The sequence below is a fragment of the Sphingomonas sp. Root720 genome, from assembly GCF_001428605.1.
Taxonomy (GTDB): Bacteria; Pseudomonadota; Alphaproteobacteria; order Sphingomonadales; family Sphingomonadaceae; genus Rhizorhabdus.
On record NZ_LMID01000001.1, the window covers coordinates 218,735 to 237,438 of the forward strand.

The 18,704-nt window shown below is 67.4% G+C and carries 15 protein-coding genes; 3 read left to right on the top strand and 12 right to left on the bottom strand.

Features of this window, described 5'->3' with window-relative positions:
• Window positions 1-70: 70 nt before the first annotated feature.
• Complete coding sequence (locus ASE22_RS01105) at window positions 71-1,207, top strand: M23 family metallopeptidase (RefSeq protein ID WP_056353803.1); 1,137 nt, start codon at window positions 71-73, stop codon at window positions 1,205-1,207.
• On the opposite strand, the gene ASE22_RS01110 is transcribed toward ASE22_RS01105, so the two are convergent.
• Both ASE22_RS01110 and ASE22_RS01115 read right to left on the bottom strand, forming a co-directional pair.
• Window positions 1,173-2,912 (bottom strand): SulP family inorganic anion transporter, encoded by a 1,740-nt coding sequence (locus ASE22_RS01110; protein WP_056353805.1) that lies wholly within the window; start codon window positions 2,910-2,912, stop codon window positions 1,173-1,175. The two genes, ASE22_RS01105 and ASE22_RS01110, sit on opposite strands and share 35 nt — an antisense overlap.
• A gap of 58 nt (window positions 2,913-2,970) precedes the next feature.
• The gene (locus ASE22_RS01115) at window positions 2,971-3,237 is read right to left on the bottom strand and encodes a helix-turn-helix domain-containing protein (protein WP_056356171.1); all 267 of its coding nucleotides are present in this window, start codon (window positions 3,235-3,237) and stop codon (window positions 2,971-2,973) included.
• 179 nt (window positions 3,238-3,416) lie between these two features.
• Here ASE22_RS01115 and rimO point away from each other — a divergent pair, with 179 nt between their 5' ends.
• A complete protein-coding gene (gene rimO, locus ASE22_RS01120) occupies window positions 3,417-4,763 on the top strand; it encodes a 30S ribosomal protein S12 methylthiotransferase RimO (protein ID WP_056353808.1) in 1,347 nt (448 codons plus the stop codon).
• Window positions 4,764-4,878: 115 nt separating this feature from the next.
• Here the strand turns inward: rimO and paoC are convergent, their stop codons facing one another.
• From paoC to ASE22_RS01150, 6 genes are all read right to left on the bottom strand, one after another.
• Complete coding sequence (gene paoC, locus ASE22_RS01125) at window positions 4,879-7,077, bottom strand: aldehyde oxidoreductase molybdenum-binding subunit PaoC (protein ID WP_056353810.1); 2,199 nt, start codon at window positions 7,075-7,077, stop codon at window positions 4,879-4,881.
• A gap of 2 nt (window positions 7,078-7,079) precedes the next feature.
• Window positions 7,080-8,021: an FAD binding domain-containing protein gene (locus ASE22_RS01130; RefSeq protein WP_056353813.1), complete on the bottom strand. Its 942-nt coding sequence runs from the start codon at window positions 8,019-8,021 to the stop codon at window positions 7,080-7,082.
• Window positions 8,018-8,644, bottom strand: a complete 627-nt coding sequence (paoA, locus tag ASE22_RS01135; RefSeq protein WP_056353816.1) for an aldehyde dehydrogenase iron-sulfur subunit PaoA — start codon at window positions 8,642-8,644, stop codon at window positions 8,018-8,020. The genes ASE22_RS01130 and paoA overlap by 4 nt, the downstream gene beginning before the upstream one ends.
• A 220-nt stretch (window positions 8,645-8,864) precedes the next feature.
• Window positions 8,865-9,863, bottom strand: coding sequence for an N-acetyl-D-Glu racemase DgcA (gene dgcA / locus ASE22_RS01140; RefSeq protein ID WP_056353818.1), 999 nt, complete (start codon window positions 9,861-9,863; stop codon window positions 8,865-8,867).
• Complete coding sequence (locus ASE22_RS01145) at window positions 9,863-11,395, bottom strand: hypothetical protein (protein ID WP_056353821.1); 1,533 nt, start codon at window positions 11,393-11,395, stop codon at window positions 9,863-9,865. The genes dgcA and ASE22_RS01145 overlap by 1 nt, the downstream gene beginning before the upstream one ends.
• A complete protein-coding gene (locus tag ASE22_RS01150; protein WP_056353824.1) occupies window positions 11,385-12,605 on the bottom strand; it encodes a polyhydroxyalkanoate depolymerase in 1,221 nt (406 codons plus the stop codon). Before ASE22_RS01150 ends, ASE22_RS01145 begins: the two co-directional genes overlap by 11 nt.
• 159 nt (window positions 12,606-12,764) lie before the next feature.
• Between ASE22_RS01150 and ASE22_RS01155 the strand changes: the two genes are divergently transcribed.
• A complete protein-coding gene (locus ASE22_RS01155) occupies window positions 12,765-14,540 on the top strand; it encodes an ABC transporter transmembrane domain-containing protein (RefSeq protein ID WP_056353826.1) in 1,776 nt (591 codons plus the stop codon).
• 195 nt (window positions 14,541-14,735) lie between these two features.
• Here ASE22_RS01155 and mmsB read toward each other — a convergent pair whose 3' ends face one another.
• From mmsB to ASE22_RS01175, 4 genes are read right to left on the bottom strand one after another with little or no spacing between them, the layout of a single operon-like run.
• Window positions 14,736-15,626: a 3-hydroxyisobutyrate dehydrogenase gene (gene mmsB, locus ASE22_RS01160; protein WP_056353829.1), complete on the bottom strand. Its 891-nt coding sequence runs from the start codon at window positions 15,624-15,626 to the stop codon at window positions 14,736-14,738.
• A gap of 5 nt (window positions 15,627-15,631) precedes the next feature.
• Window positions 15,632-16,405, bottom strand: coding sequence for an enoyl-CoA hydratase-related protein (locus ASE22_RS01165; protein WP_056353831.1), 774 nt, complete (start codon window positions 16,403-16,405; stop codon window positions 15,632-15,634).
• Window positions 16,406-16,415: 10 nt separating this feature from the next.
• Window positions 16,416-17,495 carry an enoyl-CoA hydratase/isomerase family protein gene (locus ASE22_RS01170; RefSeq protein ID WP_056353834.1) on the bottom strand — a complete coding sequence of 360 codons (1,080 nt, stop codon included), beginning with the start codon at window positions 17,493-17,495 and terminating at the stop codon, window positions 16,416-16,418.
• Complete coding sequence (locus ASE22_RS01175) at window positions 17,492-18,637, bottom strand: acyl-CoA dehydrogenase family protein (RefSeq protein WP_056353835.1); 1,146 nt, start codon at window positions 18,635-18,637, stop codon at window positions 17,492-17,494. The genes ASE22_RS01170 and ASE22_RS01175 overlap by 4 nt, the downstream gene beginning before the upstream one ends.
• Window positions 18,638-18,704: the final 67 nt, after the last annotated feature.

The window sequence follows — 18,704 nt, forward strand, 5'->3', positions numbered from 1 at the left end:
CGTCGACGATAATCCGCGCTTTCGGCGCACGCGGGGTGGCGTGAGGCGCCAAGGCTGCTAACAGGGCGGCATGGCTCCGCTGATCCGACGCTCGACGATGCCCGCCCTGCTGTTGCTGCTGGTGACGACGGCATGCATCCCGGCACCGGACCGCCCCGCACCGGTCAAGCGGCCCGCACCGTCGCCACCATCGCGCACGCCGCACAAGCCGGCTCGCGCGCCGTCGCCCACGCAGGCGCCGGCGCCTGCCATTACTGTACCGGCTACGCCGGTGCCTGCCGTGTCCGAAGCGGCCCCTCCCCCGCCACCGCCGGCCTGGCAGGTGCGGTCGGTCACGCCGTCGGCGGTCGAGGTCGCGCCGTCGACCTATATCGTGAAGGCCGGCGACACGTTGCGCGGCATTTCCGACAAGACCGGCGCCGCATCAGAGGCGATCGCGCGGATCAACAGGATCGCGGCACCATTCAAGATCCTGGTGGGCCAGAAGCTCAAGATCCCCGGCGGCCGCTACCACCGCGTCGGCAAGACCGAGACCGGCATCGCTATCGCGCGCGCTTACGGCGTCGAATGGAAACGGATCGCCGAACTGAACGATCTCGAGGAGCCCTATATCCTGCGCGACGGCCAGCGGTTGCTGCTGCCCAGCCAGCGCGAGGTTGCCGGCATGAGCGCAGACGAACGTTCCGCCGCCTTCCGGGTCGACATCGAGGATCTCATCTCCGGCTCCGAACCCGCGCTCGCCACCAGCGAGCAGGCGGCCGCGCCGGTGTCGACTCCGAAAGCGATCGCCCCGACCGTCGCCGTCGCCGAGCCCTCGCGCTTCTCCGGCCGCTTCGACTGGCCCGTGCGCGGGCCGGTGCTGCGCGGCTTCGGACGATTTTCGAGCGGACAGATCAACCAGGGCATCAACATCGGCGCCCCGCGCGGCACGTCGATCGCCGCCGCCGCAGACGGGGTCGTCGCCTATGTCGGACAGGACATTCCAGCCTACGGCACCTTGATCCTGGTACGCCATGGCGACGGCTGGATCAGCGCTTATGGCTATGCCGATAGCATCACCGTCAGCCGCGGGCAAAAGGTGGTGCGCGGGCAGACGATCGCGAAGAGCGGCGCCAGCCCGTATAGCGGTGAGCCCCAGCTACACTTCGAAATCCGCAACGGACTGAAGCCGGTCAATCCGGTCGGCTATCTGCCGTCCCGGAGCTGAGGTCGCCGGCCGTCGTCCGCCGGGCCGACGCCACCGCGCTTTCGATCGTTGCCTTGAAGCGCGCATGGGGCGGGCGGACGTCATGTGCGAACAGCACGCGCCGGATCGCTGGCCGCGTCCCGGTCAGGTAGAGGACGGCACCCTGCCGTGCCGCCTTGCGCGCCAGCCCCGCGATCGTGGCGGCGGCGGTCGAATCGAGCAGCGGCACCTCGGAAAAGTCCACGACATAGGCTCTCGGCTGATCGCCGATCCCGTCGAGTGCCGCCCCGACCGTCGCCGCCGCGCCGAAGAAGAAGGCTCCCGATATCCGACAGACCATGATTGCGGGATCGGTCGAGAGGGCGGCATCGTAGCGCGGGCGATTCCCGTCTGCCGCCGCATCCGCGACATCTTCCGCCACGACCGGCCTGCCGCTCTCGACCTCGACCGTCTGGGCCATGCGATGCAGGAACAACAGCGCGCCCAGCCCGAAGCCGACCAGGATGCCTTCGGTGAGATCGCGGAAGACGACGAGCAGGAAGGTCGCCGCCAGCACGACAGCGTCGCCGCGCGAGGCGCGCAGCAGCGTTGCAACCTCATGCTTCTCGGCCATGTTCCAGCAGACCATGGCGAGCACGGCGGCTAGCGCCGCAAGGGGAATATAGCTGGCGAGCGGAGCCGCCACGAGCATCATAAGCAGCAGGAACAGCGCATGGAACATGCCGGCCAGCGGCCCGCGCGCGCCTGCGCGCACGTTGGTCGCGGTCCGGGCGATGGTGCCGGTGACGCAGATGCCGCCGAACAGCGACGAACCGATATTCGCGAAGCCCTGCGCCACCAATTCGGCGTTGGAGCGATGGCGACGGCCGGTCATGCTGTCCGCGACGACCGCCGATAAAAGGCTCTCGATGCTGCCGAGCAACGCGAAGGACAGCGCGGCCGGCAGTACCGCGCCGATCCGCTCCAGCGAGAAATCGGGCAGGTGCGGGGCGGGAAGCGCGCGCGGGATGCCGCCGAAGCGTGTCCCGATCGTCTCGATCGGCAGGCCGAGCAGCGCGGCGGCGAGGCTCGCGATCACGATCGCGATGATGAAGGCGGGCCAGTGCGGCCGGAACCGACGAATGGCGAAGATGATCGCCAGCGACAGTAGCGCGACAGCCACCGCCGCGGTGTTGAGGGTCGGCAGCGACAGGTGCAGCGCCGCCAGCTTGGGCAGGATCGCCGCCGGCTCGGGCCCGGCCAGGGTGAGACCGAGCAGATCCTTCAGCTGGCTCGCGAAAATCACCACCGCGATCCCCGAGGTGAAACCGACGGTGACCGGATAGGGGATATATTTGATGAAGGTGCCCAAGCGGAGAAAGCCGATGGCGAGAAGGATCAGGCCCGACAGCAGCGTGGCGAGGATCAGACCGTCGATGCCGTGCCGGGCGAGCGTCGCAGCGACCAGAACGATGAAGGCGCCCGCAGGCCCGCCGATCTGGAACCGGCTCCCCCCCAGCGCCGACACGATGAAGCCGCCGACGATCGCGGTATAGAGGCCCCGGTCGGGCGTCACGCCAGAGGCGATCGCGATCGCCATCGACAATGGGAGCGCGACGATCGCGACGGTGAAGCCGGCCAGCGCATCGGCCTTCAGGTCGGCGAGGCCGTAGCGGTCACGCAGGATCGTTACCAGCTTGGGCGTGTACAGTTCGAGGAAACTGGGTCCGGATGCCCGCACGATCATGGTCTTTCCGCCGTCTTGCCTCGCGCCGGAGCCGGCCGGCGCTCCGTCGCAACCCCGATCAGCCGCCGTTCGGCCCGCCGGCGGACTTCAGCCGCACGCCGCGGCCCTGCCCCATGCTCGCGGCGCTGTTGCCGATCAGCTCGATCCCGGCCGCGTCGAGCGCCTCGACGATCTTGGTCAGCGTGTCGATCACACCCCGCACCGTTCCGTCGCTCGCCTCCATGCGCTGTATCGTCGGCAGCGATACGCCCGCCATCTCGGCCAGCTGGCGCTGGTCGATTCCCAACAGGGCCCGGGCGGCCCGCATCTGCGCGGCGGTGATCATGAAATGCACATCTTCAATAGAAGCGATATCATATAGCAAAACTGATGTATAGAACATCATATATGATGGTATAAGCCTAAATTTGAATGAGCGGGTGTCCGGCTTGGCGAACCGACCGGGCTCCGTCCGCAAGCGGAGCCTCGCAATTTCCAACGAAAGCCCCTATGTGCGCGCCACCCATGGCAATTGAACTCCCCTCCCCGCCGAAGATCGGCATGGTTTCGCTCGGCTGTCCCAAGAACCTGGTCGACAGCGAACGCATCCTGACCAAGCTCCGTTCGGACGGCTATGGCCTCTCGCCCGATTATGCCGGCGCAGACGTCGTTCTCGTCAATACCTGCGGCTTCCTCGACAGCGCCAAGGAGGAAAGCCTGGAAGCGATCGGCGAGGCGATCGCCGAAAATGGTAGGGTCATCGTCACCGGCTGCATGGGCGACGAGGCCGAGGCGATCCGCGCGCGCTTCCCCAAGGTCCTGGCGATCACCGGAGCGCACCAGTATGAGGCGGTCGTCGGCGCGGTGCACGAAGCGGCGCCGGTACCGCCGTCGCCCTATATCGACCTGGTGCCCGAAGCGGGGCTCAAGCTCACGCCGCGCCACTACAGCTATCTGAAGATTTCAGAAGGCTGCAACCACCGCTGCAGCTTCTGCATCATCCCGTCGATTCGCGGAGACCTGGTAAGCCGCCGGCCTGACGCGATCCTGCGCGAGGCGGAGAAGCTGGTCGCGGCGGGTACGCGCGAGTTGCTCGTCATCAGCCAGGACACCTCGGCCTACGGTCTCGACCTGAGGCACAAGAGCTTCCCGCTGAAGGGCGGCGGCGAGGTTCGCGCGCACATGACCGACCTCGCACGCGAGCTCGGCAAGCTCGGCGCCTGGGTGCGGCTCCACTATGTCTATCCCTATCCGCATGTCGACCATGTCATCCCGTTGATGGCGGAGGGGGTGATCACGCCCTATCTCGACATCCCCTTCCAGCATGCCAGCCCATCGGTGTTGAAGGCGATGAAGCGTCCCGCCAACGAGGCCCGGGTGCTCGAGCGGATTGCGGGCTGGCGCGCGATCTGTCCCGACATTGCGATCCGTTCGACCTTCGTGGTCGGCTTCCCCGGCGAAACCGAGGAGGACTTCCGGTATCTGCTCGACTGGCTCGACGAGGCGCAGCTCGATCGGGTCGGTGCCTTCCGTTTCGAACCCGTGGCCGGCGCTCCCGCCAACGATCTGCCGGGTGCGGTGCCCAAAGAGGTCAAGGAGGAGCGCTACGCCCGGATCATGGACAAGTGCGCCGCGATCTCGGCCGCCAAACTCCAGGCCAAGGTCGGGCGCACGCTCGACGTGATCGTCGACGCGGTCGACCTGGAGGAAGGCGGCGCCACCGGCCGTTCGAAGGCCGACGCCCCCGAGATCGACGGCGAGGTTCAGCTCCGCGATGCGGGCCATCTCTCCCCCGGCGATATCGTCGCGGTGGAGATCGAGGATGCCGACGAGCACGACCTGTTCGGCGTGCCGGTGGGCGCATCGCGCTGAGCTCGATCGGCTTCTAATCGTCCTGCCGGCGAAGGCCGGCATCTCGCGAGATCGGGATGTCCCGCATCTTTCCTGAGACGTCAGCCCTCGCTGAAGTAACGACCTCTCGATCGCCTCACGCCATCGGGAGCTTCTCGATCAGCTTGTCGAGCGTCAGCGGATAGTCGCGCACCCGGATGCCGGTGGCGTTGTAGATCGCGTTGGCGACCGCTGCGCCCGCGCCGCAAATGCCGAGCTCGCCGACCCCCTTGGCCTTCATCGGCGACGATTTATCGTCCAGTTCCTCGACGAAGAAGACGTCCTGTTCGGGAATGTCGGCATGGACCGGCACATGATAGTCGGCCAGGTCGCGGGTCGCGAAATAGCCAAAACGCTCGTCGATGACGAGTTCCTCCATCAGCGCCGCGCCGACGCCCATCGTCATCGCGCCGATCACCTGGCTGCGCGCCGACTTCGGGTTGAGGATCCGCCCGGCGGCGAAGGCGCCGCCCTGCCGGCGAACGCGGACCTCACCGGTCAGCGCATCGACCCCGACCTCGCAGAAATGCGCCCCGAAGGTCGCCTGCGCGTAGCGTTTATCCAGGTCGCCATATTCGATCCGGTCCTCGACGGTGATGCCATCGGCACCAGCGGCCTCGCCCAGCCCGACCCGGCGGTTGCCCGCGACGACATGACCGTCGACGAAATCGGTGTCCGCCGCGTTGAAGCCCGCCTTCTGCGCGACCGCGGCGCGCAGCGCGACGCAAGCGGCATAAACGCCCGCGGTCGAGCTGTTGCCGCCCCACTGGCCGCCCGATCCGGCGGACACCGGGAACAGGCTGTCGCCGAGCTTCACCTCGACCCGATCGATCGGCACGCCCATCATCTCGGCGGCAGTCTGGGCGATGATCGTGTAGCTGCCGGTACCGATGTCGGTCATGTCGGTTTCGATCGTGACGATGCCCCGGCCGTCGACCCGTGCCCGCGCGCCCGATTTCCGGACGAGGTTGTTGCGGAAGGCCGAGGCCATGCCCATGCCGACCAGCCAGCGCCCGTCGCGGACCTGGCCCGGCTTCGGGTTGCGGCGCGACCAGTGGAACCGCTCGGCGCCGATCGTCAGGCACTCTACGAACTTGCGACTGGAAAAGGGACGTCCCGGCCCCTTCTCGGGATCGAACTGGACGTCGTTGCGGATCCGCAGCTCGACCGGATCGATGCCCAGCTTCTCGGCCAACTCGTCCATCGCCACTTCGATCGCGAGCAGGCCGACCGCCTCCCCCGGCGCGCGCATCGAATTACCTTCGGGCAGGTCGAGCTCGGCCAGGTAATGGGCGGTCATCCGGTTCTCGCCGCGGTAGAGCAGACGGGTCTGCTGGGCGGCCGTCTCGGGCTCGCCGCCGGGCAGGTTGCCCGACCAGCTCTCATGCGCGATCGCACCGATGATGCCCCGTTGGTCGGCCCCGATGCGGAGCCGCTGGATCGTCGCCGGGCGATGGGTGGTGTTGTTGGCGATCTGCGGCCGGGCCAGCGCAACCTTGACCGCGCGTCCGACCTTGCGCGCGCCGAGCGCGGCAAGCAACGCGTCGGCACGGATCCACAGCTTCGATCCGAAGCCGCCGCCGATGAAGGGCGAGACGATCCGCACATTCTCGCGCGGGATGCCGAGGGTCGCCGCCGTGTCCCGCACCGCCCAGGCAACCATCTGGCTGGAGGTCCATATGGTGAGCTTGTCGTCCTGCCACGCCGCGACGCTGGCATGCGGCTCCATCATCTGGTGGCTCTGGTCAGGAGTCGTATAGACCTGATCGAGCTTGACCGCCGCATCCTTGAACGCGGTGTCGAAATCGCCCGCGCTGGTGACGGCGTCCTGGTCGGATGCGGTCTTCGCCTGGCTCCGCGCCGACGCGAGGTCGAAACGCCCCGTCTCGGCCACATAATCGACGTCGACAAGCCGGGCGGCATCGCGGGCCTGTTCCAGCGTTTCGGCGACGACCAGCGCGACGGCCTGGTCATAATGCTGGATGACGGGGCCGCCGAGCAGACTGGCAGTGTGCGAGGACGATTTCTTGAGCGGCCCCGCATTGGCGGCGGTGACGACCGCGAGGACGCCCGGCGCGGCTTCGGCGTGGCGGGTGTCGATCGAACGGATGCGGCCCTTGGCGATGGTCGCGCCGACCACCCAGCCATAGGCGGCGTTGGGCGCCGCCTCGTGCTGCTCATAGGCGTAGCGTGCGCCACCCGTGACCTTGAGCGGTCCGTCGATCCGGTCGAGCGGCCGGCCGATCACGCGCTGGCGATCGATCGGATTGGCGCCGGCGGGGCTGTCGAACTTCATGCTCATGCCTCGGCCTCCGCCAGCACCGCGCTCAAGGTCCGCCGGAGCAAGGTCGCCTTGAAGGCATTTTGCCCGGTCGTCCGCGCGCCGAGTGTCACCGATGCGGCGATGGCGTCGGCGCCTTTTAGCTTCTCCGCCGCTTCGACCCGCCATGGCTTCGGGGCGACGCCGCCGAAGGCGAAGCGCTGCCCGTCCGGCCCGACCACCGCCGCGACCGAGACCAGAGCGAAGGCATAGGAAGCGCGGTCGCGGACCTTGCGGTAGATATGCCGTCCACCGAGCGGCGGCGGCAGCAGGACGCCGGTGATCAGTTCGCCCGGTTTCAGTACGGTTTCGATGTGCGGAGTCGTTCCGGGCAGGCGATGGAACTCGGCGATCGGGATCGCGCGGGCGACGCCATCGGGACCGACCGTCTCGACCGTCGCGTCGAGCAACCGCATCGCCACGGTCATGTCCGACGGGTGAGTGGCGATGCACGCTTCGCTGGTGCCGAGGATGGCGAGGCCACGGTGGAGGCCGCCCAGCGCCGCGCAGCCCGACCCCGCCTTGCGTTTGTTGCACGGCTTGCTGGTGTCGTAGAAATAGGGGCACCGGGTTCGCTGGAGCAGATTGCCCGCCGTCGTCGCCTTGTTGCGGAGCTGGCCCGAGGCCCCCGCGACCAGCGCGCGCGTCAGCACCGCATAGTCGCGCCGGACCCGTTTGTCGGCCGCGAGGTCGGTGTTGCGGACGAGTGCGCCGATCCGCAGACCGCCATGGTCGGCCTTCTCGATCCGGTCGAGCCCGAGCCGGTTGATGTCGATCAGATGGGTCGGCGTCTCGACCTGCAACTTCATCAGGTCGAGCAGGTTGGTGCCGCCGGCAATGAAACGGGCACCGGGGTGTTCGGCCACCGCTTTCGCCGCCTCGACCGGGTCGGCGGCCCGGACATAGGTGAAGGGTTTCATGCCTTGCCCTTTCCGGTCCCGCGCCCGCCCGCGACATCGCGGATCGCGGCAATGATGTTGGGATAGGCTGCGCAGCGGCAGATATTGCCGCTCATCCGTTCGCGCACCTCGTCGTCGGAGAAGGCGATGGCGAGCAGATCGGGGCTGGCATGGCTGGGCACGCCCGCCGCAATCTCTTCGAGTACGGCCACCGCCGAGCATATCTGGCCGGGCGTGCAATAGCCGCACTGATAGCCGTCATGGACGACGAAAGCCTTCTGCATCGGATGAAGATCGTCGGGCGTCCCGAGCCCCTCGATCGTCGTCACCGCATCCCCATCGTGCATGACTGCGAGGGTCAGGCAGCTGTTGATCCGCCGCCCCTCGACGATGACGGTGCAGGCGCCGCACTGCCCATGGTCGCAGCCCTTCTTGGTCCCGGTCAGGCGGAGATGCTCGCGCAACATGTCGAGCAGTGTCGTGCGCGGGTCGAGCGACAGGCTGCGCTCCTTGCCGTTGACCTTGAGCCGCACCGCCACCGACGATGGCTGATCGGCCTTCGGCAAGGGTTTCGCCTCCAGCGGCGGCGTGGCGGCGAGCGTGGCGGTCGCTGCTCCCGCCGCAAGCACCGATCGGCGGGTCATGCCATCACTCCCATGTGAAATATGTTCGAGATCCATCGTCCGAGCCGTCCCTGATGATGACGCCGCGACCGGCGGTCGCAGCCTCGTTCCACGGACCGACGCCGTCCCCAGATCGAACGGGTCCGGATGCTCCTCGATAGCAGCCAGCCCCGTAACGAGACAAGCCGGCGGATCCTGGAGCGTCGCATCACAGACGCGGAAATCCGCGATTGGTTCCGGATCAACCCCAGAGTTCGGGCGAAGCCGGACTGGCGGTGCCGCGATCGAAGCGGACCGGGTGATCCCGATCGGCCGCGAGCAGGAGGGGCCCATCGATGTCGATCCAGCGCGCCTGCTGCGCGACGAGCATCGCGGGCGCGATGCCGAGCGAGGTCGACAGCATGCAGCCGACCATCAGTTCGAGCCCCATCGACCGCGCCTCGGCGGCGAGCATAAGCGCCTCGGTCAGCCCACCGGCCTTGTCGAGCTTGATGTTGATCGCGGCATAGCGTCCGCCACACCCGGCGAGATCGGCGCGGTCCTGGCAGCTTTCGTCGGCGCAGAGCGGGATCGGCGAGGTCAGCCCGTCTAACAGGTGATCCTCGCCGGCCTTGACGGGCTGCTCGATCAGCTCGACGCCATAGGGTAGCAGCGCCTCGGCTTCGGCCGCCACGTCCCGCCCGGTCCAGCCCTCATTGGCATCGACGATCAGCCGGGCCAGCGGTGCGCCTCGGCGCACCGCTGCCACGCGGGCGATATCCCCCTCCCCCGCCAGCTTGAGCTTGAGCAGGGGATAGATGGGGGCCGCCGCGCGGGCATCCGCTTCCATCTTCCCCGGCTCGCCGAGCGAGATGGTGAAGGCCGATTGCAGCGGCCCCGGGGCAGCCAGGCCGGCCAGCGCCCAGGCCGGCCGGCCTGTCCGCCTCGCTTCCAGGTCCCACAGCGCGGCGTCGATCGCGTTGCGCGCGGCCCCGCGCGGCATTTCGTGCAGCAGTTCCTCGCGGTTCGCCCCTTCGGCGATCCGGCCGGCCATCGCTTCGGCCTGGACCGCAACGCTTTGGGCAGTCTCGCCGTGATAATAGATGGCGGTGGCCTCGCCCCGGCCGATATGATCGCCCTCGGCGATCTCGACCACCACGACATCGACATGGCTCTTGGCGCCACGCGCGATCACGAAGCTGCCGGCGACCGGCCAGGTCTCGATCCGCGCGACGAGCCGCCGCGGTCCGGCGGGCGTCATCAGGTAAGGTTTTCCCCGTTCGCCGGCCGGCGCGGGATGGCGCGCGGCTTGCTGTCGGGCCAATAGGCGCGGGGCAAAATCCGGCCGCGCTTTTCGAAGGCAGCCCTGACCGCGGGTTTCACGAGAAAGGCGGTCCACAGATCGCGCAGACGGGACGGTCCGGCCCCCCAGATCGAGCCGCCGGGCTGGAACTGATAGATCAGCTCCGTCCCGGCCTCCTTGTCGGCGAAGGCCTTAAGCGCCAGGTCGGATGCTTCGGCATCGCGCTTCGCGCATAGCAACGCCTCGATCACCGCCGCATGATTCTCGGCGACCAGCGGCTTGATCCGCACGATCGCCGCCGACGCCTCGGCGGTCCGGCCGAGCGCGCTCAGGGCGCAAATCTCGGTCCGGTCAAGCCAGCGCATGCCGAAGCTGTTGATGACCCCGGCGCCCTGGGTCCGGGCCGAGCGCGTTACCTCCAGCGCCCTGGCCGACTGGCCGGCCTCGTCGAGGAACTCGGCATAGGTGATCAGGCCGGTGGTGATCTCGGGCGATTTCGAGGGATCGAGAGTCGTGAAAGGCGCCATCGCTCGATCGGCCTCGGCAGTGCGGCCGAGGACCGCGAGCGCGCGTGCGCGCAGCAGCACTGTCTGGACCGCATCGCGGCCCATGCCTTCCGTCACGGCGACGCCGCTGGTCAGGTCGACCAGGTCGGGATAGCGCCCGAGGAGGAGCATCGCGTTGGCCGCGTCGCGCAATGCCGCATCCGATGTCGGCATGTCGGTATAGGCGGCGAGCTTGTCGCGCGCGAAACTGTCGACTGACAGGGCGCCGCCAGGACCGAGACGCGCCTCGAGCGCCCGCCAGAGCGGCGCATAATGGCGATCGACCAGCATGGCGCTCAGCAGTTCGGGCTGCTCGATCCGTTCGAGCAGGCCCTCGGCTTCGTCGGGCTGCCCCTGGTCGAGCAACGCAGTGATCGCGCCTTCGGCGAAACCGACACGAAGCTCGGGGATGTCCGACGGCTCCCAATCGGCGCGGGCCAGCGCGATCATCATCCGGTTGCGCGCCTCGAGCGAATTGCTTTGCTGGAGCCGCATCGAGATCTCGCGCACCGCCGCCCCGGTCAGGATGTTGAGTGACGACGGGGACGATGCCGCCAGCGCCGCGAGCTGATCGGCGGCGTCGGTGAAGCGGTTTTCTCCCAGCGCGATGATGACCCCGAACGCTTGCACGGTGCCGTCGCGCGGCAGGGCCACGGTCAGCTCGTGCTGAACCGAGGCGAGTTCGTCGAAGCGACCCTCGCGACCGAGGCAGATCAGACGCAGCCGCTGGACCAGCGTGCGCTCGTCGCCTTTGCCGAGATCGGGCACCAGCGGATCGAGCGCGCCGAGCACGCCGGCGCAATCATCGGCGGCGGCAGCCTGCTGGGCACGGCCGATCGCTTCCTGCTTGTCGACGGCGACGGGGCTGGTCTGCGCATGGGCGGGATGCGAAGCGGCGAGCGCCAGCGCGAGGGCGGTAAGGAGGACGGTGCTCCTACCGCGCATGCGCGGCGATCCACTCGTCGACGACCGGCGCAATATTATCGCGCCAGCGCCGGCCGTTGAAGATGCCGTAATGACCAACCCGTTCGGCGAGCAGATATTTCTTCTTCTCCGCGGGAAGCGCGGTGGCGAGGCTCAGCGCCGCCTTGGTCTGGCCGATGCCCGAAATGTCGTCGCGTTCACCCTCGATCGCGAGCAGGCCGATATCCTTGATCGCCCCCGGATCGACCAGGCGGCCGCGATGCATGAACGCGCCCTTCGGCAGCAGATGGCGCTGAAAGACCTGATCGATCGTCTGGAGATAGAATTCGGAGGTCATGTCGCAGACCGAGCGATATTCGTCATAGAAGGCCTTGGTCGCATCGGCGCTCTCCTCGTCGCCGTCGACCAGATGCTTGAACATGCTCCAATGGCTGACGAGGTGGTTGCCGAGATTCATCGCCATGAAGCCGGTCAGTTGGAGGAAGCCGGGATAGACCCGTCGGCCGGTGCCCGGATAGTAGACCGGCACGGTGTGGATGACGTTCTGTTCGAACCAGGCGAGCGGCCGCTGGGTAGCGACGGTGTTGACGGCGGTCGGCGCCTCGCGCGTGTCGATCGGACCGCCCATCATCGTGAGGGTCGCCGGGCGGGAGGGATTGTCGTCCGCCGCCATCAGCGCCGCGGCGGCATAGGCCGGGACGGATGGCTGACAGACCGCCAGCATGTGGGTACCAGGGCCGAGCTTTTCGAGGAACTCGATCAGATAGTCGATATAGTCGTCGAGGTCGAAGCGGCCCTCTTCCAACGGCACGAGGCGCGCGTCGCGCCAGTCGGTGATGTAGACGTCGTGGCCCGGCAACAGCCGCTCGACGGTGCCGCGCAGCAAGGTCGCATAGTGACCCGACATCGGCGCCACGACCAGCATCTTTGGCTGACCGGTGATGCCGCGGCGGCGGAAGCGCTTGAGCTGCCCGAACGGTTTGCGGAGGATGATCTCTTCGGTGACGGCAACCTTCTTGCCGTCGACCTCGACCTCGGTGAAACCGAAGTCGGGCTTGCCGCGCGAGGCGGAGGCATGGGCGAAGACATCGAGACCCGACGCCATCATCGGCGCCATGTTGCTGTAGGCGATCGGATTGAGCGGATTCTGGAGCCACTGCGCGCCGAGATTGGCCCATGCGCTGGCCGCGGACAACATGGTCCGCTGAAACTCATAGGCGTCGTACAGCATGCATTTCTCCGATGGACAGTGCGGCTTTACGGCCAAAACAACGCCCCGCGCAATGCGAAGGCTGCAACCACCGATGTAGGAATAGCAAAGCGATATTGCCATAAGCTTGCCGCCGCCATCTCAATTGTGGTGCGACGCCCAACTTGCTAGGGCCCCCGCATGGCAAGCGACGAGAATCCCGACGCATCCGAGCGCAAGCTCGGCGAACTGACGATGATCTGGCGTTTCGCGCGCCGCTATCCGGGGAAGATCGCCGCGGCGCTGGCGGCGTTGGTCGTCGCCGCAACCGCGACATTGGCGATTCCCGGCGGCTTCCGCCTGGTGATCGACAAGGGCTTCATCGCCTCGGGCGGCGATGTCGGTCCCTATTTCCGCTATCTCTTCCTGATCGTCATCGTGCTGGCGCTGGCAACCGCGACCCGCTTCTACTTCGTGTCGTGGATGGGCGAGCGGGTCGTCGCCGACATACGGGTGGCGGTCCAGGCCAATCTGCTCCGCCTCGCGCCGCGATTCTTCGAGGAAAACCGACCGTCCGAGATCGCCTCGCGCCTGACCGCCGACACCGCGATCATCGAGCAGGTGGTGGGAACCACCATCTCGGTCGCGCTGCGCAACGTCGTGCTGGCGATCGGCGGAATCATCTACCTGTTCGCGATCGCCCCCAAGCTCGCCGCCATGTTGCTGCTCGGCATTCCCGTGGTGATGCTGCCGGTCATCCTGATGGGGCGCCGCCTGCGCAACCTGTCCCGCAGCACGCAGGATCGGATCGCCGATGTCGGCGCCACAGTGTCCGAGACGCTGCGCGCGATGAAGGTCGTCCAGGGCTTCAACCAGGAAGCACGCGAGGCCGCACGGTTCAGCCTCGTCGTCGGCAGCGGCTTCGATACCGCGAAGCGCCGCATCCGGGTGCGCGCGGTGATGACCGCGATCATCATCGGGCTGATCTTCGGCTCGATCACGCTGGTGATGTGGCAGGGTGCAATCGACGTCGCGACCGGCCGCCTGTCTGGCGGTTCGATCGCCGCCTTCATCCTGACCGGCGGTCTCGTCGCCGGCGCCTTCGGCGCGCTGGCCGAAGTCTATGGCGACATCGTCCGCGCGGCCGGATCGGCGGCGCGACTGTCCGAGCTCCTGACCGCCGAACCCGAGATCAAAGCCCCCGCCGCCCCGGTGTCGCTCCCTCTGCCGCCGCGCGGCCGGCTGGAGTTCGATCATGTCGGCTTCCGCTATCCGACCCGGCCCGAAATGCAGGCGCTCGACGATGTGAGCTTCACCGTCGAGCCGGGCGAGATGGTCGCGGTGGTCGGCCCCTCGGGGGCGGGGAAGTCAACGATCCTGCAGCTGGCGCAGCGCTTCTACGATCCCGAGGGCGGCGTGATCCGACTCGACGGCGTGGCCCTGCCCGATGCCGACCCGGCCGAGATCCGCGCGCGCATGGCGGTGGTGCCGCAGGACACGGTGATCTTCGGCGCCTCGGCGCGCGACAATCTGCGCTATGGCCGCTGGGATGCCGACGATGCAGCGATCTGGGCCGCGGCCGAAGCGGCCAACGCGGCTAACTTCCTGCGCGGCCTGCCCGATGGGCTCGACAGCTTCCTGGGCGAGGCCGGCGCCCGCCTGTCGGGCGGCCAGCGCCAGCGCCTCGCCATCGCCCGCGCAATCCTGCGCGACGCGCCGCTACTGCTGCTCGACGAGGCGACCTCGGCGCTCGATGCCGAATCCGAACGGCTGGTCCAGGACGCACTCGACCGCCTGACGAAGGAGCGCACCACGATCGTCATCGCGCACAGGCTCGCCACGGTGCGCGCGGCCGACCGGATCATCGTGATGGACAATGGCCGGATCGTCGAGGAGGGCACCCATGCCAGCCTGAGCGCGCAGGACGGTCTCTATGCCCGGCTGGCACGGCTCCAGTTCAGCGACGTGGCGGCGTAATCATCCAAAGACCTCATACCAGCGCAGTCTGGCATTTCGTGAGACAGGGAACCCCTCGCCTCCTAGATGCCAGTCTGCGCGGGACCTTTGCGTAACACGTCATCCCGGCGGAGACCGGGATCTCCGGAGAGAGAAGACGAGCGCGAGGCAGGCGCCGCGCGAGATGCCAGCCTGCGCTGGCATGACGCATAGGCTTTATGCCTTGAAGCTGCCGTCGAGCAGCTTGATGATCGCCGAGAAATCCTTCCCCCCGCCGCCGAGATTGGCGAAGGCCTGGTAGAGATGCTCGGCCGCGCCGCCCATCGGCACGCTGGCTCCGACGCCCTGCGCCGCTTCGACCGCGAGCTTGAGGTCCTTGAGCATGAGCCCGGCTGCGAAGCCGCCGTCATAATCGTTGTCGGCCGGGCTCTGCGGACCGACGCCGGGAACCGGGCAATAGCTGGTCATCGACCAGCTCTGGCCGCTCGCCTTGGACGAGATGTCGTAGAAGGTCTGGAGGTCGAGGCCGAGCTTGGTCGCCAACGCGAAGGCCTCGCACGTCGCGACCATCGTCGCGCCGAGGATCATGTTGTTGACGATCTTCGCCGACTGGCCCGATCCGGCCCCGCCGGCATGGATCACCGCCTTGCCCATCAGCGCCAGCACCGGCTCGGCACGAGCGAAATGCTCGGCGCTGCCGCCGACCATGAAGGTCAGCGTGCCGCCGTTCGCCGCCGCGATGCCGCCCGAGACCGGCGCGTCGACCATCGCCAGCCCCTTGGCTGCGGCGGCGGCGTTGACGGCGCGGGCCGAGCCGACGTCGATCGTCGAGCAGTCCATCAGCAGCGCCGATGCCGGCACCGATCCAAACACGTCATTCTCGTAGACCGCACGGACATGCTGCCCGGCCGGCAGCATGGTGACGACGAACTCGGCGTCCTTGACGGCTTCCGTCGCCGAGGGAGCGGCGACGCAACCCGCCGCCACCGCACGGTCGAGCGCGTCCTTCGAAAGGTCGAAGGCGCGGACGTCATGCCCCTTGGCGGCCAGGTTCGCGGCCATGCCGCCGCCCATGTTGCCGAGCCCGATGAAACCGATCGTCGCCATGATGCTTATTTTCCTTTCCAGACGCCGGCGCGCTTCTCGACGAACGCCGTCATGCCCTCTGCCTTGTCCTGGGTGGCGCAGAGGCCGTTGAAGGTCCGCCGCTCGAACAGCAGGCCGTGATGCAGGCCCGTCTCGAACGCGGCGTTTACCGCCTCCTTGTTGGCGATGGCGGCGAGCGGCGGCATAGCGGCGATCGCCTGCGCCATCTTCATCGCCTCGTCCATCAGGTCGGCGAGCGGCACGACCTTGCTGCACAGATTGGCGCGTTCGGCCTCATGCGCGTCCATCATCCGGCCGGTCAGACACATGTCCATCGCCTTGGACTTGCCGACGGCGATGGTCAGGCGCTGCGAGCCGCCCATGCCGGGGCAGACGCCCAGCTTGATCTCGGGCTGGCCGAACTTGGCGTTGTCCGCGGCGATCATGATGTCGGCCATCATCGCCAACTCACAACCGCCGCCGAGCGCGAAACCGGCGACCGCCGCAATCCACGGCTTGCGGGTCGCGGTGACCTTGCTCCAGTCGGCAAAGAAGTCCTCGCCGAACATCTCGGCATAGCCCTTCTCCTGCATCTGCTTGATGTCCGCGCCCGCCGCGAATGCCTTCTCGCTGCCGGTCAGGATCGCACAGCGCTGTTCGGGATCGGCGTCATAGGCGCGGAAGGCCGCGATGAGATCGGCGAGCACCTGGGTGTTGAGCGCGTTGAGCACCTGCGGCCGGTTCAGCCGGATGACCGTGACCGGACCCTGGGTTTCGACGAGGATGGTTTCGTAGGACATGTGCGACCTTTCAGGCGTTGGGCAGAGGCGACCAGGCCTCGGCCGGCGGAAGCGGTGCGAAGATGGCATCGATCTCGGCATCGCCGACGCCCGCCGCGGTCGGCGGATTCCAGCGCGGCGCATTGTCCTTGTCGACGATCAGGGCGCGAACCCCTTCGACGATGTCGGGCCGTTCGATGACGTGCACGACGACCGCATATTCCATCGCCATCTCATCGGCAAAGTCTTCGATCCGCGCGGACTCGGCGAGTAGCCGGAGCACGACCTTGCACGCCTGGGGCGACTTGGTCTCCAGCGTCTTGAGCGTCGCGAGCGCCCATTCGCCGCCATCGGCAGCCAGCGCCGCGATGATGTTCTCATAGCGGTCCGAGGCGAACAGCCGGTCGATATCTGCCCGCCGGTCGAGGATCGGCGCGGGCGGCACCACCGAGACAGCGCTACGCAGCGCGGCATCGATCGCGCCGGGATTGCCGAGGATCGCGGCCTTCAACGCCTCGACGCCGTCGCTCTGGACATAATGCGTGCCCAGCGCCAGCGCGAGGCATTCGGCGCCGTTGAGCCGGGCGCCGGTCAACCCGATATATTGACCGGTGCGCCCCGGCATGCGCGACAGATAGCGGCCGCCGCCTACGTCGGTGAACAGGCCGATACCCGTTTCCGGCATCGCATACATCGTCCGCTCGGTGACGATCCGGATCGAGCAGGGCTGCGAGATGCCAACGCCGCCGCCCATGGTGATGCCATCCATGAAGGCGACCGTCGGCTTGGCATAGGTGAAGAGCAGATGGTTGAGGCGATATTCCTCATGGAAGAATGCCCGCGCTTCCGATCCGTCGCCCTTGGCGCTTTCGGCGATGTGACGGATGTCGCCGCCCGCGCAAAAACCCCTGCCTTCGCTATGATCGATCATGACGAGGTCGACCGCGTCGTCCGCCGCCCATGCGCTGAGCGCCTCGATCATCGCAGTGCAGATCGGGTGGGTCAGCGCATGGAGCGCCTTGGGCCGGTTGAGCCGGATGCGGCCGGTCCGCCCCTCGACGAAGATCAGGACCTCGTCGGTCCCCGAGGCGAATGCCGTTTCACTCTTCATTGGCGCAACAGCTCCCGGCTGGTGATCACACGCATGATCTCGTTGGTGCCTTCGAGGATCCGATGGACGCGCAAATCGCGCCAGAATCGTTCGATTGGATAATCCTGCAGATAGCCATAGCCGCCATGGAGCTGAAGCGCGCGATCGACGACCGAGGAACCGGTATCGGTCGCGAAGCGCTTGGCCATCGCCGCGAAGCGTGTCTTGTCGGGCGCGTTCGCCGTCACCTTGGCAGCGGCGGTATAGAGCAGCATCCTGGCTGCCTGCAGCTCGGTCTCCATGTCGGCAAGGGTGAACTGGATCGACTGGAAGTCCGCAATCGGCTGGCCGAACTGCTTGCGCTCCTTGGTGTAGGCGATCGATTCGTCGAGGCAGCGCTGGGCGCCGCCGAGCGAGCAGGCGCCAATGTTGAGGCGGCCGCCGTCAAGCCCCATCATCGCGATGCGGAAGCCCTCGCCCTCCGCGCCGACCCGGTTGGCGGCAGGGACGCGCACCCCGTCGAAATTGACCTGCGCGGTCGGCTGCGAATGCCAGCCCAGCTTCTTCTCCTGCGCGCCGAAACTCACGCCGGGCATATCCTTGTCGACGACGAGGCAGGAGATGCCCTTGGGGCCGTCCGCACCGGTACGGACCATGACGACATAGACCTCATTTTCGCCGCCGCCCGAGATGAAGGCCTTCGAGCCGGTGACGACATAATGATCGCCATCAAGCACCGCCTTGGTCTTCAGCGCCGCCGCATCCGAACCCGAGCCGGGCTCGGTCAGGCAGTAGGATCCCATGCGCCGGCCGGCGACCAGGTCGGGCAAATAGCGTTGCTTGAGATCGGCCGAACCGAAGCGGTCGATCATCCAGGCGGCCATGTTGTGGATCGATATGAAGGCCGAGGTGGAGGGGCAGCCATAGGCCATCGCTTCCATGATCAAAGCGGCCTCGAGTCGGCCGAGACCGATCCCGCCCGACTCTTCCGACACGTAGATGCCGCCGAAGCCGAGCGCGGCCGCGGCCTCGATCGTCTCGCGTGGGAAGATGTGCTTCTCGTCCCATTCGGCCGCGTGCGGGGTGATCGCATCGGCGGTGAACTTCTGCGCCATCTCCTGGATCGCGCGCTGGTCCTCAGTCAGTTCGAACTGATCGGTCATGGTCCCTGGATCCGCTCCCAACAGCTTTTGGCCCGGCCACCCGTTCCAGAAACGGAGGTCCGGGCCA

Coding starts and splice junctions, on each gene's coding strand:
- ASE22_RS01115 (WP_056356171.1), bottom strand. CDS start 3,237: ATGATCACCGCCGCGCAGATGCGGGCCGCCCGGGCCCTGTTGGGAATC.
- ASE22_RS01175 (WP_056353835.1), bottom strand. CDS start 18,637: ATGACCGATCAGTTCGAACTGACTGAGGACCAGCGCGCGATCCAGGAG.
- rimO (WP_056353808.1), top strand. CDS start 3,417: ATGGCAATTGAACTCCCCTCCCCGCCGAAGATCGGCATGGTTTCGCTC.
- dgcA (WP_056353818.1), bottom strand. CDS start 9,863: ATGACGCCCGCCGGACCGCGGCGGCTCGTCGCGCGGATCGAGACCTGG.
- ASE22_RS01155 (WP_056353826.1), top strand. CDS start 12,765: ATGGCAAGCGACGAGAATCCCGACGCATCCGAGCGCAAGCTCGGCGAA.
- ASE22_RS01145 (WP_056353821.1), bottom strand. CDS start 11,395: ATGCGCGGTAGGAGCACCGTCCTCCTTACCGCCCTCGCGCTGGCGCTC.
- paoC (WP_056353810.1), bottom strand. CDS start 7,077: ATGAAGTTCGACAGCCCCGCCGGCGCCAATCCGATCGATCGCCAGCGC.
- ASE22_RS01105 (WP_056353803.1), top strand. CDS start 71: ATGGCTCCGCTGATCCGACGCTCGACGATGCCCGCCCTGCTGTTGCTG.
- paoA (WP_056353816.1), bottom strand. CDS start 8,644: ATGACCCGCCGATCGGTGCTTGCGGCGGGAGCAGCGACCGCCACGCTC.
- ASE22_RS01170 (WP_056353834.1), bottom strand. CDS start 17,495: ATGAAGAGTGAAACGGCATTCGCCTCGGGGACCGACGAGGTCCTGATC.
- ASE22_RS01110 (WP_056353805.1), bottom strand. CDS start 2,912: ATGATCGTGCGGGCATCCGGACCCAGTTTCCTCGAACTGTACACGCCC.
- ASE22_RS01150 (WP_056353824.1), bottom strand. CDS start 12,605: ATGCTGTACGACGCCTATGAGTTTCAGCGGACCATGTTGTCCGCGGCC.
- ASE22_RS01165 (WP_056353831.1), bottom strand. CDS start 16,405: ATGTCCTACGAAACCATCCTCGTCGAAACCCAGGGTCCGGTCACGGTC.
- ASE22_RS01130 (WP_056353813.1), bottom strand. CDS start 8,021: ATGAAACCCTTCACCTATGTCCGGGCCGCCGACCCGGTCGAGGCGGCG.
- mmsB (WP_056353829.1), bottom strand. CDS start 15,626: ATGGCGACGATCGGTTTCATCGGGCTCGGCAACATGGGCGGCGGCATG.